The 14610-nt window shown below is 67.5% G+C and carries 14 protein-coding genes; 2 read left to right on the forward strand and 12 right to left on the reverse strand.

Annotated features, from left to right (window positions below; all coding sequences use genetic code 11):
* A partial coding sequence (locus tag F3087_RS29440) for a type IV toxin-antitoxin system AbiEi family antitoxin (protein ID WP_317983939.1) occupies positions 1-1071 on the forward strand: 1071 nt, incomplete at its 5' end.
* An 8-nt stretch (positions 1072-1079) separates the two neighbouring features.
* Here the strand turns inward: F3087_RS29440 and F3087_RS29445 are convergent.
* The 12 genes from F3087_RS29445 to F3087_RS29500 form a co-directional block, all read right to left on the reverse strand.
* Positions 1080-1943, reverse strand: a complete 864-nt coding sequence (locus F3087_RS29445; protein WP_223885443.1) for a hypothetical protein — start codon at positions 1941-1943, stop codon at positions 1080-1082.
* A 32-nt stretch (positions 1944-1975) separates the two neighbouring features.
* Positions 1976-2968 (reverse strand): LLM class F420-dependent oxidoreductase, encoded by a 993-nt coding sequence (locus F3087_RS29450; RefSeq protein ID WP_150405350.1) that lies wholly within the window; start codon positions 2966-2968, stop codon positions 1976-1978.
* Between the two features lie 121 nt (positions 2969-3089).
* Positions 3090-4022: a TauD/TfdA dioxygenase family protein gene (locus tag F3087_RS29455; RefSeq protein ID WP_150405351.1), complete on the reverse strand. Its 933-nt coding sequence runs from the start codon at positions 4020-4022 to the stop codon at positions 3090-3092.
* A 111-nt stretch (positions 4023-4133) separates the two neighbouring features.
* Complete coding sequence (locus tag F3087_RS29460) at positions 4134-4460, reverse strand: 4Fe-4S dicluster domain-containing protein (protein WP_150405352.1); 327 nt, start codon at positions 4458-4460, stop codon at positions 4134-4136.
* The gene (locus F3087_RS29465) at positions 4457-6037 is read right to left on the reverse strand and encodes an FAD-dependent oxidoreductase (protein WP_150405353.1); all 1581 of its coding nucleotides are present in this window, start codon (positions 6035-6037) and stop codon (positions 4457-4459) included. The genes F3087_RS29460 and F3087_RS29465 overlap by 4 nt, the downstream gene beginning before the upstream one ends.
* Positions 6034-7374: an LLM class flavin-dependent oxidoreductase gene (locus tag F3087_RS29470; RefSeq protein WP_150405354.1), complete on the reverse strand. Its 1341-nt coding sequence runs from the start codon at positions 7372-7374 to the stop codon at positions 6034-6036. Before F3087_RS29470 ends, F3087_RS29465 begins: the two co-directional genes overlap by 4 nt.
* Positions 7375-7402: 28 nt before the next feature.
* On the reverse strand, positions 7403-8296 hold the full coding sequence (locus F3087_RS29475; RefSeq protein ID WP_150405355.1) for an ABC transporter permease: 894 nt from the start codon (positions 8294-8296) through the stop codon (positions 7403-7405).
* Positions 8289-9134 (reverse strand): ABC transporter ATP-binding protein, encoded by an 846-nt coding sequence (locus tag F3087_RS29480; protein WP_150405356.1) that lies wholly within the window; start codon positions 9132-9134, stop codon positions 8289-8291. The genes F3087_RS29475 and F3087_RS29480 overlap by 8 nt, the downstream gene beginning before the upstream one ends.
* Positions 9131-10213: an ABC transporter substrate-binding protein gene (locus F3087_RS29485; protein ID WP_150405357.1), complete on the reverse strand. Its 1083-nt coding sequence runs from the start codon at positions 10211-10213 to the stop codon at positions 9131-9133. The genes F3087_RS29480 and F3087_RS29485 overlap by 4 nt, the downstream gene beginning before the upstream one ends.
* Before the next feature lie 312 nt (positions 10214-10525).
* Complete coding sequence (locus tag F3087_RS29490) at positions 10526-11260, reverse strand: IclR family transcriptional regulator (RefSeq protein ID WP_150405358.1); 735 nt, start codon at positions 11258-11260, stop codon at positions 10526-10528.
* An 84-nt stretch (positions 11261-11344) separates the two neighbouring features.
* Positions 11345-12079: a class I SAM-dependent DNA methyltransferase gene (locus F3087_RS29495; RefSeq protein WP_150405359.1), complete on the reverse strand. Its 735-nt coding sequence runs from the start codon at positions 12077-12079 to the stop codon at positions 11345-11347.
* Positions 12080-12122: 43 nt separating this feature from the next.
* Positions 12123-13523, reverse strand: a complete 1401-nt coding sequence (locus tag F3087_RS29500) for a glycosyltransferase (RefSeq protein WP_150405360.1) — start codon at positions 13521-13523, stop codon at positions 12123-12125.
* A gap of 294 nt (positions 13524-13817) precedes the next feature.
* On the opposite strand from F3087_RS29500, the gene F3087_RS29505 reads away from it, so the two are divergent.
* Positions 13818-14339: a hypothetical protein gene (locus F3087_RS29505; RefSeq protein WP_150405361.1), complete on the forward strand. Its 522-nt coding sequence runs from the start codon at positions 13818-13820 to the stop codon at positions 14337-14339.
* Positions 14340-14610 lie beyond the last annotated feature (271 nt).

Raw genomic sequence — 14610 nt, forward strand, 5'->3', positions numbered from 1 at the left:
CATCGACCGCGTGAATCCGCCCGAGAGCCCACCTGCACCAGTTCCCTGTCGACCAACCATGTCGGTGGTTTCCGGGATAGTGCGGGTATGGGGGTCTTGGATGAACCGTTTCCTGGGTCTTGGGCGAGGGCAGCGGGGCTGGTCACGCGATGGGAACTCCAGCACAACTTCGTGCGGGTGTTCCCCGATGTCTACTTGCGCAAGGGGTGCACCCTCGACGCGGAGGGACGCGCCCGCGCCGCGGCGCACTGGGCGAAGGGCTCCGGTGTACTGATCGGATACTCGGCGGCAGCTTTACATGGCACTCGCTGGCTTGATCCGGACTATCCGGCGGAGATCGCGCGGACCGAACATTGCAAGCCGCCCGGCGGGATTCGCAGTGTGTGCACCGTCATCGAATCAGCCGAATGTTGCGAGATCGATGGATTCCGCGTGACAACGCCCGCGCGCACCGCGTTCGATCTCGGCCGGCGGTTGCCTCGTGCGCAAGCCGTGCCGATCCTGGACGCATTGTGCGCGGCCACCGGCCTGGATCCGCAGCACATCGAAAACGTGGCCCGCGTGCATCCCGGAACGCGTGGAGTCACACGCCTGTCGGCCATCCTCCAGCTGATCGACGCAGGCGCCGAGTCCCCGCCGGAATCGCACACACGACTCCTCCTGACCGACGACGGGTTACCCAGACCCACAACTCAACTGGTCATCCGCGATAGTTTCGGCGGGTTCGTTGCCCGTGTCGATATGGGCTGGGAAGAATGGCGCGTCGCCGTCGAATACGACGGCGCCCACCATTGGACCGACCCCACCCAGCGCACAAAAGACATCGACCGCATCGCAACCCTGGAATCACTGGGCTGGCGAGTAATCCGCGTCAACGCCACCCTCCTCCACCACCGCCCCCACGTAATCCTCGACCGAGTCCGCACCGCCCTCCGTGCTCACGGTTGGACAGATGATCACAAGGAACTGGTGTCGGTAAATCGCGAGAAGCCAACAGCATCAGTTCCTTGTGATCACGTGTCCAGAAGGAACCTGGCGAGGCGGGGGAGTGGACGTGGACGGGTTGGGTGATGTGCGGCTTACCAGCCGCCGGCGAAGAAGGCGGCGAGGGCGGGGGCGGGATTTGCCGCGGTGCCTGTGTTCGCTACTGCGACAACGAGTGTGGCGAGTGCCAGCACCGCCGTGAGGGTGCCGAACGACGCGAGCAGGCGCCGGGGGCGGCGGTCGGCGAGGCTGGTTCCGGCGAACCTTCTCCAGCACAAGACGCTCAGGGCGAGGAGGATGAGCGCGACGGTTGCGGCGATCACCGCCATCGCTGCGTGGTATCGGGCGAAGTCGCTGATCATCAGGTCGAGGATGAGGGATAGTCGGCCGCCGGCATTCGGGGAATCGGCTAGTTGTTGCCGGATCTGTTCGAGTGCGAGGGAGAGCGCGCTGTCGGCAGTGCCGTCCGTCAGCATCGGTAGTAGCGAGGCGAATGGTGCTACCGCGCCTTGAATATTCGCCATTACCAAGACTGTCGAGCCCAGTGCCAGCATTGTGGTGAAACCGGCCGCCGCTCCGAGGACGGCTCGCCCGAGCTCTGTGTGCCCGTCGGTGCGCAGGAAGGCTCGCCAGAGCCGAGCACCGAGCGCGACAAGGACGATCAGTAAGAGCGCCGCGATCGCGGCTTTGGCGATGTGATAGCGAAACCAGTAGTCCACCACCCGCGCCATGCTTGGCGGGAAGTCCCGTGCGCCTGCACTCCAGTACTCGACGAACGCCACCCGAAGCGCATCGCGGAGGTCGCCCTCCTCGGTGAAACCCCCGCCCGGCCCGTTCGCCGCCAACGTTCGCGGAGCGCGGACGAAGGCGGCGGCCAGGGCGATCGCGAGGATGCCGAGCGCCGCGGACGCGCGACCGACGCCACCTGCGGATCGTGTGGGGGGCGTGGAACTGCGCACCGGAACTCCTCGGTTCGATCCCTGCTGACGTTTCAGGCCAGCGCGGGCGCGACTTCCTTCTCGAACAGCTCGATGCCCGAGGTGTCGTAGGCGGCTTCGGGGAAGTTGAAGATGGCGTAGCCGAGGCCGAGCTCGCGGATCGGGGTGAGCCGTTCGATGATCTGTTCCGGGGTGCCGACGGCGAGGGACGGGCGGAACATGTTGTCGACGTAGGTCGTTGCCTGGTCGTCGCCGATCACCGAGGCCAGTTTCGCCTGGATCTCGGAAAGGCGTTCCTGCACTTCGGCTTCGGTGGATGCGATGACCACGTTGAAGTTCGAGGAACGCACGATGGCGTCGAAATCGGTGCCGACGTCGGCGCAGTGCGCGCGCAGGATCTCCGACTTGGCCGCGAATTCGTCCGGCGCACCGCTGAAGTTGGTGTACTGGGCGTACTTCGCCGCGATCTTCAGCGTCTTCTTCTCGCCGCCGCCGGCGATCCACAGTGGAATCCCGCCGTCCTGCAACGGAAGCGGCCGCACGATGGCCCCGTCGACCTGGTAGTGCTTGCCGTCCAGGCTGGCCTTGCCCTCGGTCCAGGCCTGCCGGAAGATCTGCACGCCCTCGTCGAGGCGGGCCAGCCGCTCACCCGCGCCGGGGAAGCCGTAACCGTAAGCGCGCCACTCGTGTTCGTACCAGCCGCCGCCGATGCCCATCTCGACCCGGCCGCCGGAGATCAGGTCCACGGTCGCCGCGACCTTCGCCAGGTAGGCCGGATTGCGGTAGCTCATCGCGGTGCACATCTGCCCGAGCCGGATTCGCGAGGTGGACGCCGCGAACGCGGACATCAGGGTCCACGCCTCGTGCGTGGCCTCCTCGGTCGGCACCGGGACGGTGTGGAAGTGGTCGTACACCCACAGGGATTCCCAGGTGTCGTTGGCATCCGCGCGTTGCGCGAGATCCCGCATCACCCGCCACTGGTCCGCCGGGTCGACGCCGACCAGGTCGAGCCGCCAGCCCTGCGGAATGAAGATGCCGAAGCGCACAGATCTCTCCTTCGTTGTTTGCCCCAAACCTAGTCAATCATCCCGTGATGGGCTGATCGAGGCGTGGCGCAGCGCAGTGCCCGGCCGAGCGTCGCCCGGCCGGGCACCTACCTGTCTACTCTCAGTTGCCGGTGAAGTGCGCCCCGGCGATGGACGTGGACGGCGCACCGTCCACCCCGACCGGGATGTCCCCCTCCAGCGTGGTGCGGTACAGCACCCGGGTGACGTCGAGATGATCGAGGTCGCTCGGCGCGAGATGCGCCGTCACCCGGTTGTCCCAGAACGCGATGCTGCCCTTCGCCCAGCGGAACCGGACGGTGTAGGCGGGGTTGGCCACCTCGTCGAACAGCAGCTTCAGCAGCGCGTCGCTCTGGTTGGGGCTCAACCCGATGATGCGGGTGGTGAAGCCCGGGTTGACGAACAGCGCCCGCTCGCCGGTCACCGGATGCACCCGGACCACCGGATGCTCGGTGACCAACGGCGCGGCGGCCACCTTCTTGGCGTAGTCGCTGTCCTCGTTCCAGACCGGCCTGCGCCCGCCGAACCGGTGCTCGGCGCGCAGCCCCTCGACGAACCGCTGCAACGATTCCGGCAGGTTCTCGTAGGCGGCGACCAGGTTCGTCCAGCCGGTGTCACCACCCTGTTCCGGCGCGATCTCGGCGCGCAGGATCGAGGCGGCGGGCGGGTTGATCAGCGGCGAGACGTCGGTGTGCCAGAAGTTCGTGTAGCTGAACTTCCGGACGCCGAAGCGCTTCTCGTACAGCCGGCTGTCCACGGCGAGGATCTCCGGGAACTCGGTCGGCGCGTCGGTGTCGTACGGGTGCGACGGGGTGACCGCGCCGAAGCGCCGGGAGAAGGCGATCTGCTCGGCGTGCCCGATGTGCTGGTCGCGGAAGAACAGCACCTTGTGCTCGAGCAGCGCCGCGGTGATCTGCTCGACCTGCTCGTCGGTCAGCGGCTCGCGCAGATCGACACCGGAGATGTCCGCGCCGATGTAACCGGCTACCGGGGTGACCTGGAGGGTGATCGTGGATGGTTCTTGCACCGTGGTCATGGGGACCTCGCTAGGGAAAAGTGATGTGGGGTAGGCGGGTTCGATCGTCGCGGCGACACGCGCTGCGGCACGTGCGCATGAAGTCGACCACCCGCCGTTTCGTCAACGGCGTCATGGCAATTCGGGTCCGATCGCGTAGCGCGCGCCCAGCGGGCCGCCGCCCCAGCCGAGCGACCTGCGGTAGCTGCCCAGCAGGCCGTGCTCGATCAGGTATGCCTCGTCGCGTTGAACATCTTCCGGCGCAAGGGGTTCCGTGCGTGCGGCAACGAACAGCGCGTCGGTGGGGCAGTACGCCTCGCACATGAAGCACGTCTGGCAGTCGGATTGCCGGCTGATCAGCGGGATTCCGTCCGCGCCCCGATCGAACACGTGGGTGGGGCAGACCTCGACGCACTTGTCGCATTCGATGCAGCGGTCGACCGAGACCAGTTCGATCATGCGGGCACCAGCCTCGACCGGTCGAGGAATGCCGGTTCCGGCGCGGTCCATACCTCGTCGAGTCCGCCGGTGATCAGCCGATAGTGTTGCGCCGGATCGGCATCGGGGAACTCCTGCCGGCGCGCCATGCCACGCGACTCGGTGCGGGCCAGCGCCGCCGTGTACATCCACCGCGCGTGCGCGGTCATCGCGGCCGCCGAGCGAACCTTGGACGGATCCGACCGGGCGAGCGTCAGACTCGTCCTGGCCTGCTGCCACATCTCGTCCAGCGTCGCCAACGCGGGCCGCAGCCGGTCGCCGTGCCGGAGATAGTTCTTGTCGTACGGCAGCACCTCCCGCTGGACCACCGCGACGATATCGGCGGGCAGCAGCTCGGTGTCCGGCTTTCCGGTGGGCCGCAGACCGACGCCGCCCGCCCCGAACCGTTGCCGATCATCGATCGAATCACCCTGCCGCCGGGCATATTCGGCCGCACCCGCGCCGGCCCAACTGCCCGACGACATCGCCCACGCGGCGTTGTGACTGCCGCCGCCGGTGAAGCCGCCGCAGATCAGCTCCCGAGTCGCGACGTCGCCCGCGACATACAACCCGGGCACGCTGGTCGAGCAGTCTTCACCGGCGACGCGAACCCCGCCGGTGCCGCGCACGGTGCCTTCGAGCAGCAGCGTGATCGGGAACCGATCGGTGAACGGGTCGATGCCGAGCCGGTCGAAGGTGAGGAAGAAGTTCGGCTGCCCCAGGCGCATCGCCCGGCGTTGCTCGGCGTCGGCCCGATCGAGCGTGCAGTACACCGGCTCGGTCAGCAGCGCCCGGGCGATGGGGGAGCGGCTCTTGCCCGACGCACCCGCCAGCACCGCACCGTTGCCCAGGTAGAAGGTGGCGAAGGAGTAGTAGGCGGTCTTCGTCACCGAGGTGAACTCGGGCGCGATGGCATACGCGTTCGAGAACTCCATCCCGGACAGTTCGGCGCCCGCCTCGACCGCCATCAGCGCGCCGTCGCCGGTATTGACGTTGCAGCCCAGCGTCTTCGAGAGAAACGCGCATCCACCGGTAGCGAGCACCACCGCGCGAGCGGTGATGTCGATCAGTTCACCGGTGGCCAGCCGTTGCAGGCGCGCACCCGCGACCGAACCCTCGGCGTCGGTGAGCAATTCGATCGCCGGCGCATGGTCGAGGATGGACACCCCGGCCCGCTGCACCCGAAGCCGTTGCCGCCGCATGTATTCCGGGCCCTGCACCCCGGTCCGCAGCGAGCGACCCTCGCGATCGGTCGGAAAGGGATACCGCCCGACCTCGGCGAGTTCGTTGACCCTGGCGTAGGTCTCGTCGAGTACCCGAGCCATCCATCCGCGATCGGCGAGATACCCACCCAGCGCTTCACGGCTCGCCATCGCCTTTTCCCGCAGTTCCGGCTCCGGCTGGACGTACCAGATCCCGGTTCCAGCTGCGGCCGTAGCGCCACTACTACCGCAAAAACCCTTGTCGGCCAGCACAACCGAGGCCCCTGCCGCCGCGGCCTTCAACGCCGCCCAGGTACCTGCCGGGCCGCCGCCGAGTACGAGGACGTCCACGGTCATGCGCTCGCCTCGGCCCGTTCCTGCGTGTGCCGGCTCGGCACCGCCCCGAGCCCGTAGTGCCCACGCAGCGTGTCCGCCTCGTAGTCGGCGCGGAACAGCCCGCGCTCCTGCAGGATCGGCACCACCCGATCGACGAAGTCCGCCAGTCCGCCCGGCAGATACGGCGGCATGATGTTGAACCCGTCGGCGGCGCCGTTGTCGAACCAGCTCTGCAATTCGTCGGCGATCTGGGTCGGCGTGCCCGCGAACGTCCGATGCCCGCGCCCGCCGCCGAGCTTGCCGATCAGCTGCCGGATGGTCAGGTTCTCGTTCGCCGCCAGCTCCTTCACCAGGGTGAATCTGCTCTTGTGCGTTTCGATCTCGTTCTCCGACGGCAACGGCGGCAGCGGCGCGTCCAGGGCGTGCTCGGTGAGGTCCACGCCGAGCATGGTGGACAGCTGACGCAGCGCGTAATCGGGCGAGATCAGATCGGTGAACTCCTGCTCGAGCGCCTGCGCCTCCTCGGTGGTGTCGGCGATGAACGGCACCAGCCCGGGCAGCACCTTGAGCTCGTCGGCCGAGCGACCGTACTTCGCCAGCCGCGACTTCAGATCGCGATAGAACGCCTGCCCCTCAGCCAGCGTCCGCTGCGCGGTGAACACCGCCTCGGCATGCCGCGCGGCGAATTCCTTTCCGCTCTCCGAGGATCCGGCCTGCACCAGCAGCGGCCTGCCCTGCGGGGTGCGCGGCGAGTTCAACGGTCCGCGGACCCGGAAGCGCGGCCCGTCGAAGTCGACGGTGTGCACCTTGTCCGGGTCGGCGAAGATGCCCGCCTCGGTGTCGAGCACGATCGCCTCTTCCTCCCAGCTGTCCCACAGCTGGTTGACCACGTCGACGAACTCCTGCGCCCGCTCGTAGCGCCGCGCGTGCTCGGGGACGCCGTCGTAACCGAAGTTGAACGCCTCGTCCTCGCCGGCCGAGGTGACGATGTTCCAGCCCGCGCGGCCGCCGCTGATGTGGTCGAGCGAGGCGAACTTGCGGGCCAGGTTGAACGGCTCGTGGTAGGTGGTGGACGCGGTCGCGATCAGCCCGACGTGCGTGGTGGCGGCGGCGATCGCGGCCAGCAGCGTGATCGGCTCGAACACCGCGAGGGTGTTGCGCTTGATCCGCGGGCCGACCGCCAGGCCGTCGGCGAAGAACACCGAATCCAGCTTGCCGCGCTCGGCGATCTGCCCCAGCTCCTGGAAGTGCCGGACGTCGAGCACGCGGTGCGCCTCGGTGCGCGGATGCCGCCACGCGGCCTCGTGATGCCCGACGCCCATCAGGAAGGCATTGAGGTGGAACTGTTTACCAGACATGGTTCTTCCTTGCGTTACGAGTGGACGGTCAGGCGTTCGGTTCGGTGCGCCAGCGGGAGAACCGGCGTTCCAGGGTGACGAGCAGGCCGTTGAAGGCCAGACCGAGCAGCGAGATGGCGATGATCCCCGCGTACATGTTCGGGATCTGGAAGTTCTGCTGCGCCGCGGTGATCAGATAGCCGAGTCCCGCTCGGGCGCCGAACATCTCGGCGGCGAGCAGCACCAGGATGGAACTCGCCGCGGCCATCCGCAGGCCGGTGAAGATGGACGGCAACGCGGCGGGCAGGATCACCTTCTGGAACAGTCGCAGCGGCGAGAGGCCCAGTGACACAGCGGATTTGATCAGCAGCGGGTCGACGGTGCGCACGCCGGTGATGGTGTTCAGCAGGATCGGGAAGGCGCTCGCGTACACCACCAGGGCGACCTTCGAGGTCTCACCGATGCCGAGAATCAGGATGAAGACCGGCAGCAGGGCCAGCGCCGCGGTGTTGCGGAACAGCTCCAGGATCGGGTTGAGGAAGTCCGCCACCGGCTTGTACCAGGCGATCGAGATGCCGAGCGGAATGGCCACGGCCAGCGCGATCGCGTAGCCGGCCAGCGAGCGGCTCAGACTGGCCGAGATGTGGGTCCACAACTCGCCGCTCACCAGCAGGTCGACGAAGGCCTGCGCGACCACCGAGAACGGGGGCAGGAACACCTCGTCCACCAGGCCGAGGGCCGGGGCGAGCTGCCACAGCAGCAGGAACAGCCCGATCACGATCGTCGGCTTGAACACCCGCCAGGCGAGGCGGCCGATCACCCGCACCGCCCGTGATCCGGCGTCGAACGACCGCCCCGCGGTGGGGCGCTCGACGGCGGGGCGCTCGGGTGCGGCCACGCTCACCGCGATGGTCCGCTCGGTGAAGTCCACTGCACTAGACATGGGTCAGCCTCTCGACATGTGCTTCGGTCGGGTTGTCCGACAGCGACTCTCGCTCCAGCGACGCCGCGCGCTGGACTTCGCTCTGCAGCAGCGTCCAGATCTCGTGCCGGTAGTCCCGGAACCGTTCGGAGGACCGGATGTCGCCGCCCGCCTCCCGGTCGATCTCGACGTCGACGACCGCCTTGATCCGCCCGGGCCGCGAGGTCAGCACCGCGACCCGCTGCCCGAGGTACACCGCCTCATCGATGCCGTGGGTGATGAACAGCACCGTCTTGCCGGTCGCCCGCCAGATGCGTAACAGTTCGTCCTGCAACGACTCCCGGGTCTGCGCGTCCAGCGCCGCGAACGGCTCGTCCATCAGCAGCACCTCCGGATCGAAGGCGAGGCTGCGCGCGATGGCGACGCGCTGCTTCATCCCGCCGGACAGCTCGTGCGGGTAGCGATCGCCGAATCCGGTCAGCCCCACCAGCTCCAGGTAGTGCTCGGCGATCGCGCGCCGCTCCTTGCGGCGTAATCCCTTGGCTTCCAAGCCGAATTCGATATTGCCGCGCGCCGTGCGCCACGGCAGCAGCGCGTACTGCTGGAACACGATGCCGCGGTCGAGACCGGGCCCGGTGATCGGCTTTCCGTCCAGCAGGATCTCGCCGGAGGTCGGCTTGCTCAGGCCGCCGAGCAGATCGAGCAACGTCGACTTGCCGGAGCCGCTGGGTCCGACCAGCACGAGGAACTCACCGTCGCGCAGGTCCAGCGAAACGTCTTGAATGGCAGTGAATTTCTCGTTCGACCCGCGGATGGCGAACTGCTTGTGCACCCCGGTCAGCGAAAGTTTGGCGCTCATTTCGCGGCCACCGCCTCGCCGGTCGGACCGCTCTGCGGGGTGTATGTGCCGTTGGCGTACGGGTTGTCCTTGTTGGTGAACAGATCGGTGGCCTTCAGCTGGCCTTCCTTCAGCTCACCGTTGCGGACCAGCCAGTCGATCCAGATCTGCAGCTCCTTCTGGTCGATCACCGCGCCCGGCACCGGGATTCCGGAGCTCTTCCAGTACTTGATCAGCCCGGTGTTCTCGTTGCGCCCGCGCTTCTCGATGATCGAGGTGAAGCGCGCTTGCACCTCCTCGCGCGGAGTCACTTGCAGCCACCGGGTCGCGCGGGCGGTGCCCTGCACGAAATCCTTGACCGCGTCCGGGTTCTTGGCGATGAAGTCGTTACGGAAGACGTAGGTGCCGTAGTCGAAGGTGCCGAACAGGCCCTTGTCGGTGAACAGCGGGTGGATGCCGCCGCGCTCGACCGCGGTCTCACGGAAGACGCTGCCCAGCGTGCCGACCTCGATCTGCCCCTTGCGCAACGCGTCCTCGGTGTTCGCCGGCGGCACCACCGTCAGCTCGACCTGCTTGATCTCCTTGTCGGACAGGCCCTGCTGGTGCAGCCACTCCCGGGTGATGAACTCGTGGTGCGCGCCGAGGGTATTGACGCCGACCTTCTTGCCGATGAGATCGCGAGCGGAATTGATGCCGGAATCGTCGCGGACGAAGTAGCCGGTGAACGACTGTTCGTCGGAGCCATAGGAACTGAGCACCGCGGTGACCTTCGCCCCGCCCGCGATCAGTTTCACCACCGCGCCGTTGAACGCGCTGCCGAATTCCACCTGATTCGTCGCTGCGGCTTGAATATTGGCCGGGCCGCTGGTGGTATCACCTTCCCAGCGCAGGGAGATCTTGCTGAAATAACCGAGATCCTCGGCCAATTCATAGGGCGAGACCTGACCGGTGGCGCCCTGATAGCGCAGCACGGTCTTGCCGTCGGCGGTGCTGCCCGGCTCGGACTTGCCGCAGCCTGCGAGCACGGAGACGCTGGTGAGCAGGGTGAGGGCCGCGGCGACCGCGCGGAGGGCGCGCCGTGGGGGAGTGGAGGTGGGCATGGTGGAAGTCCTTCGAATAAAAGCGCGTGCGGAAACGAAAACGGCACGGCAACAACAGAAGAGAGATATCGCGGCGAACAGGAATGCCGGAGTGGGTGAATGCCGGGAACGGCGTCAGTGGCGACAGATCCCGTGCGGCACCCGCATCAGGTCGATCGCGCGGCGGCGAATCAGCGCGGTAGGTATCAACTCTTCGAGACTTCCGTGAACTGTGGCGGGCGCCGGATTCGGTGCCCGTGGCCTTCTATGGTGTTGCCCGGCGCTGCCGCAGACAACGGCCATTCCACATTGTGAAAACCGCGGTGAGTTTAATTACGGCGTGTATATCGCCTGGGCGGAGCCGGTTTGCACGACGCCGCCGATGCGCACGGCGATCTGGCGCATCGCGGGCAGGATCTCCCGCATCAGCTCCTCGTTCAGCCGCGCCGACCGTGCCTGCACGCTCAGCGCGCCCCACACCTGCTTGTCCGCGCCGAACACCGGTACCGCGACCGATCGGATCGGATCGTCTTCGCCGTCGAACTCCTCGACCGCGAAACCCTTGCGGCGCACCAGATCCAGGTCGGTGGCCAGATAAGGCGCGCTGGGCAGATGGGCGAGCAGCGCCCGCCCCGACGCGCTCGAGCCCAGCGGTTGCCGCGACCGCGGCAGCTGATGGTTGCAGAACCGCACCGGCGGCCGCGCCTGCAACACCGTCACCGCGTCCCGGGCATCCGCGACGCTGAGGCTCGTCGTGATCCGGATTCCCGCCGCGAGCGCGTACATATGCGGTGCGGCCGAGTCGATGCCGAGCCTGGTCAGCGCGGGCCGCGCCAACGTCGCCAGCCCCTGCCCGACCCGATACCGATCGGTCGCCGGATCCTGCTCCAGCAACCGCCCACGCACCAGCGCCTGCGCCAGCCGATGCGCCGTGCTCACCGGAACTCCCGCTAGATGCGCGAGCTCACTGATGGACAGCTCCGGATCGTCACCTTCGAAGCAGTTCAGCAAATGCACCGCCCGCTCAACGGCCTGCGACCCCGAACGTGGTTGATCGGCAGTAGCCATAGTGCCCTCCTGGCTGTCCCACTCCAACCAACCCACTCTCCGCCCGCCCCACCCCTCCGAACAACCCTTCGACGCCGCCTGCGCCTAACCCCCCTCGGGCTTCGACCAGATCGAGACGTGTTTGCGGCTTTCGTTGGTGAATGGGGTGCGGGTCCAGTCGGACCAGCGGTTGTGTAGGTGCAGGCCGGCTAGCTGGGCCATGAGGTCCAGTTCGGCGGGCCAGACGTAGCGGAAGGGGATGGAGCGGTAGTCGCCGCGGCCGTCGGCCACGTCGATGTAGTTCGAGCTCATCTGCTGGGTGGCGACGTCGTAGCGGTCGAAGGCCCAGCGGGTGGGGCCGTCCTGGAACGGGACCATGGTCTGGCCGGGCGGCAGGCTGCGCAGGTCGGGGACGCCGACCTCGATGACGAAGCAGCCGCCGGGTTCGAGATGCGTTGCGGCATTGGCGAAACAGGCGACCTGCGCGGCCTGGGTGGTCAGATTCATGATGGTGTTGAAGACCAGGTAGGCGACGGAGAACGTGCCGTCGACGCGGGTCGTGGCGAAGTCGCCGATGGTCGTGCCGATCGCGGCGGCGTCGGGTTTGGCGCGCAACCGGGTGACCATCGCCGTCGACAGATCGATGCCGTGCACGGATATGCCGCGGCGGGCCAGCGGTAGGGCGACGCGGCCGGTGCCGATGCCGAATTCCAGAGCGCGGCCGCCATTCGCGAGTTCCGCGAGCAGATCGACCATCGGCCCGACGACGTCCGGCTCGAACAATTCCGCGTACGACTCGTCGTACTCGGCCGCTACCCGTTCGCCGAAGTGATCGTCCATCGCCGGAACGTATCGCGCCGAACCCACACGGCGCACCTGCTTTTCAGCGGTCGCGGCGCTGCCAGGTCGTCCAGTAGGGGTCCTCGGTCGGCGGAGAGTCGTTGGGCGGCAACACAACCGGATCCGGCTCGCCCTGGGTGATCTCCGGCGCGACCTCGTTGGTCGGATAGGGATGCGAGCTGTGCACCGGCGTGACGCCGGTCTTGGCCGCATGCCCCACCGGGTGCCCGGCGAAATGCTGTTCCAGCAGCTCCGCGCCGCGCAGCGTGCCGCCGGCCGCGGCGAACCCGGCGGCCACCGCGGCCGCACCCGCCCGGCAGGCCATCGCCTTGTCGATGCCGGTGCGCAGGGCCCGCACGGAGAGCCGCTTCGCCGGCACCCAGCTGCCCGCCTCGTTGCCGACCACCCGCCGCGCGACCTCGGACTGGCTTCGCCCGAACGGCACCACGCACACCGGAACGCCTGCCGCCAAAGCCTTTTGGGTGATCCCCATGCCGCCGTGCGAGACGACGACGGCGGCCCGATCGAGCAGCAGCTGGTGCGACAGGAACTCCTCGACCCGCGCGTTCGGCGGAACGGTGAAGGTCGCGGCGTCGATCGCGCCCGCGGTGACCACCGTGTACAGCCCGCTGTCGGCCAGCGCGTCCATCGCGGTCTGCGCGAGCCGGCCGTCGTCCTGGAACTCGGTCGAGCAGGTGACCACCGCCAGCGGCCGGTCGATCTCGTCGAGCCATGCGGGCGGCTCGTCCTCCGGCGCCCACAGTCCGGGCCCGATCTGCTGCACCGTCAGCGGCCAATCGGTGCGCACATCGTCGAACGGCGGCGCGGTGAAGTTCAGCGTCAGCGGCGGTTGCCGCAGGTAGTCGACGGCGTTCTCCAGCTGATCGAGTCCGTAGTACTGGCGCATGTGATTGAGCTGCGGCAGCACCTCGTTCCACCGGCGATCGAGGAACCAGTGCAGGCAGTTGTCGCGGACGCGGCCGATCAGGTCCGCGCGCGGGCGCAGCCCGGGCCCGAACGGCGGGGCGTCGCGGGACGGAATGGGCAGCAGCATCGAGGCCCACGCCGCCCACGGCAGCCCGCTCGCCGTGGCGAGGATCTGCGCGCCCGGCGCGGTGATGTCGATCAGCAGCGCGTCCGGTCGCTCGGCGATGATCGCGCTGCGCAGGGCCTGGATCTCGTCCGGGATGCGGGCGACCGACGAGCGGACGGCCGCGCGCAGCGTGGCGATGCGCGAGGTGGTCGCCCAGTCGTTGAGCCGGTCCTGGGTGAGTGTCGGCGGCAGCGTTCGCGCGGTGATGCCGAACTGCTCCAGCTCCTGCTCGCTGCCGGGCAGCGTCAGCATGGTCACGTCGTGGCCGCGCGATACCAGCTCCGCCAGCACCGGCGCGACCGGATACAGGTGTCCTTTTGCCGGTGAGGTGAATGCCAGTATTTTGGTCATGCTGACAGGCTAACTTGTGGCTAATGATCATGTCTGATGTCTGCCGATTCGTTATCGGCGGCTTATTACTGGCACGGCATATGGTTGGCCTGCTCGTTGTGCCTGATGTATGCGGATAACCCGAGGAATGCCGCGATGTCCAGTCTGGCGGGCAGGTAAGAATCGAACTCGAGGTTCGAAAAAGACGCATACGCATAGTTCGCTTCCGGCAAATGGTCAGCTGACTGTGTGGCGCGGCACAGCCCGGAAATTCACTCGCGCCTGCCCGGTCATCCGCGTCATCCTTGGATGCAAATGAATACGGATAGACAACATCGACTCGGTGTCGACTTCGGCCGAGTCATCCAGGGGGCGGCTTTGCAAGCCGGGGACGCGGACACCGTGTTCCTCGCCGGCGGACTCGACGAGGCCCTGCGCACCCCGCCCAGCCCCGGCGCCTTCGACGTCCTGCCCAGACTGGTCCGGCTCTTCGAGGGCCGGGCATGGGTGATCTCCAAGTGCGGGGAACGGATCGAACAGCGCACCCGGCAGTGGCTCGACCACCACGACTTCTTCGACCGCACCGGCATCCCGCGCGAAAACCTGCGCTTCTGCCGCAAGCGCGCGGACAAGGCCGGGCACTGCGCCGAACTCGGCATCACGCACATGATCGACGACCGGATCGACGTGCATCACGCGCTGCGCGACCTGGTGCCGCACCGCTATCTCTTCGGCGCGCAGCCCGATCCGGTGCCCGACTGGGTGCGCCACGTCCCCACTTGGCGCGACGCGGAGACCGCCGTCACAGCCACCATCAGGCCGCGGATGGTCGACTGACCAAGAAGCCCCGCTGTGGTGAACACTTCGCCGAAATGCCTGTATCCTGCACAGGGATGCTTTCGCGTCCGATCAACGTTTCAGTGATGGCGTGGGCTCGACCGGTCTGCGGCAGCGACGAGTAGGAGGTGGGGTTGTCATGCGCAACGAACCTCCCAGTCGAAGGCCGCGCGGCGTCGCCCCTTCGTATTCCTGAGTAATCAGCGACGGTGGGGACCGGCGCCCGCGGTGTGAATTTTCGCGCTCCCATTCACGCACGCGTATTTGCTGA

Source organism: Nocardia colli (assembly GCF_008704205.1).
Taxonomy (GTDB): domain Bacteria; phylum Actinomycetota; class Actinomycetes; order Mycobacteriales; family Mycobacteriaceae; genus Nocardia; species Nocardia colli.

Coding starts and splice junctions, on each gene's coding strand:
- F3087_RS29455 (WP_150405351.1), bottom strand. CDS start 4,022: ATGACCACGGTGCAAGAACCATCCACGATCACCCTCCAGGTCACCCCG.
- F3087_RS29460 (WP_150405352.1), bottom strand. CDS start 4,460: ATGATCGAACTGGTCTCGGTCGACCGCTGCATCGAATGCGACAAGTGC.
- F3087_RS29465 (WP_150405353.1), bottom strand. CDS start 6,037: ATGACCGTGGACGTCCTCGTACTCGGCGGCGGCCCGGCAGGTACCTGG.
- F3087_RS29470 (WP_150405354.1), bottom strand. CDS start 7,374: ATGTCTGGTAAACAGTTCCACCTCAATGCCTTCCTGATGGGCGTCGGG.
- F3087_RS29475 (WP_150405355.1), bottom strand. CDS start 8,296: ATGTCTAGTGCAGTGGACTTCACCGAGCGGACCATCGCGGTGAGCGTG.
- F3087_RS29480 (WP_150405356.1), bottom strand. CDS start 9,134: ATGAGCGCCAAACTTTCGCTGACCGGGGTGCACAAGCAGTTCGCCATC.
- F3087_RS29485 (WP_150405357.1), bottom strand. CDS start 10,213: ATGCCCACCTCCACTCCCCCACGGCGCGCCCTCCGCGCGGTCGCCGCG.
- F3087_RS29490 (WP_150405358.1), bottom strand. CDS start 11,260: ATGGCTACTGCCGATCAACCACGTTCGGGGTCGCAGGCCGTTGAGCGG.
- F3087_RS29495 (WP_150405359.1), bottom strand. CDS start 12,079: ATGGACGATCACTTCGGCGAACGGGTAGCGGCCGAGTACGACGAGTCG.
- F3087_RS29500 (WP_150405360.1), bottom strand. CDS start 13,523: ATGACCAAAATACTGGCATTCACCTCACCGGCAAAAGGACACCTGTAT.
- F3087_RS29505 (WP_150405361.1), top strand. CDS start 13,818: ATGAATACGGATAGACAACATCGACTCGGTGTCGACTTCGGCCGAGTC.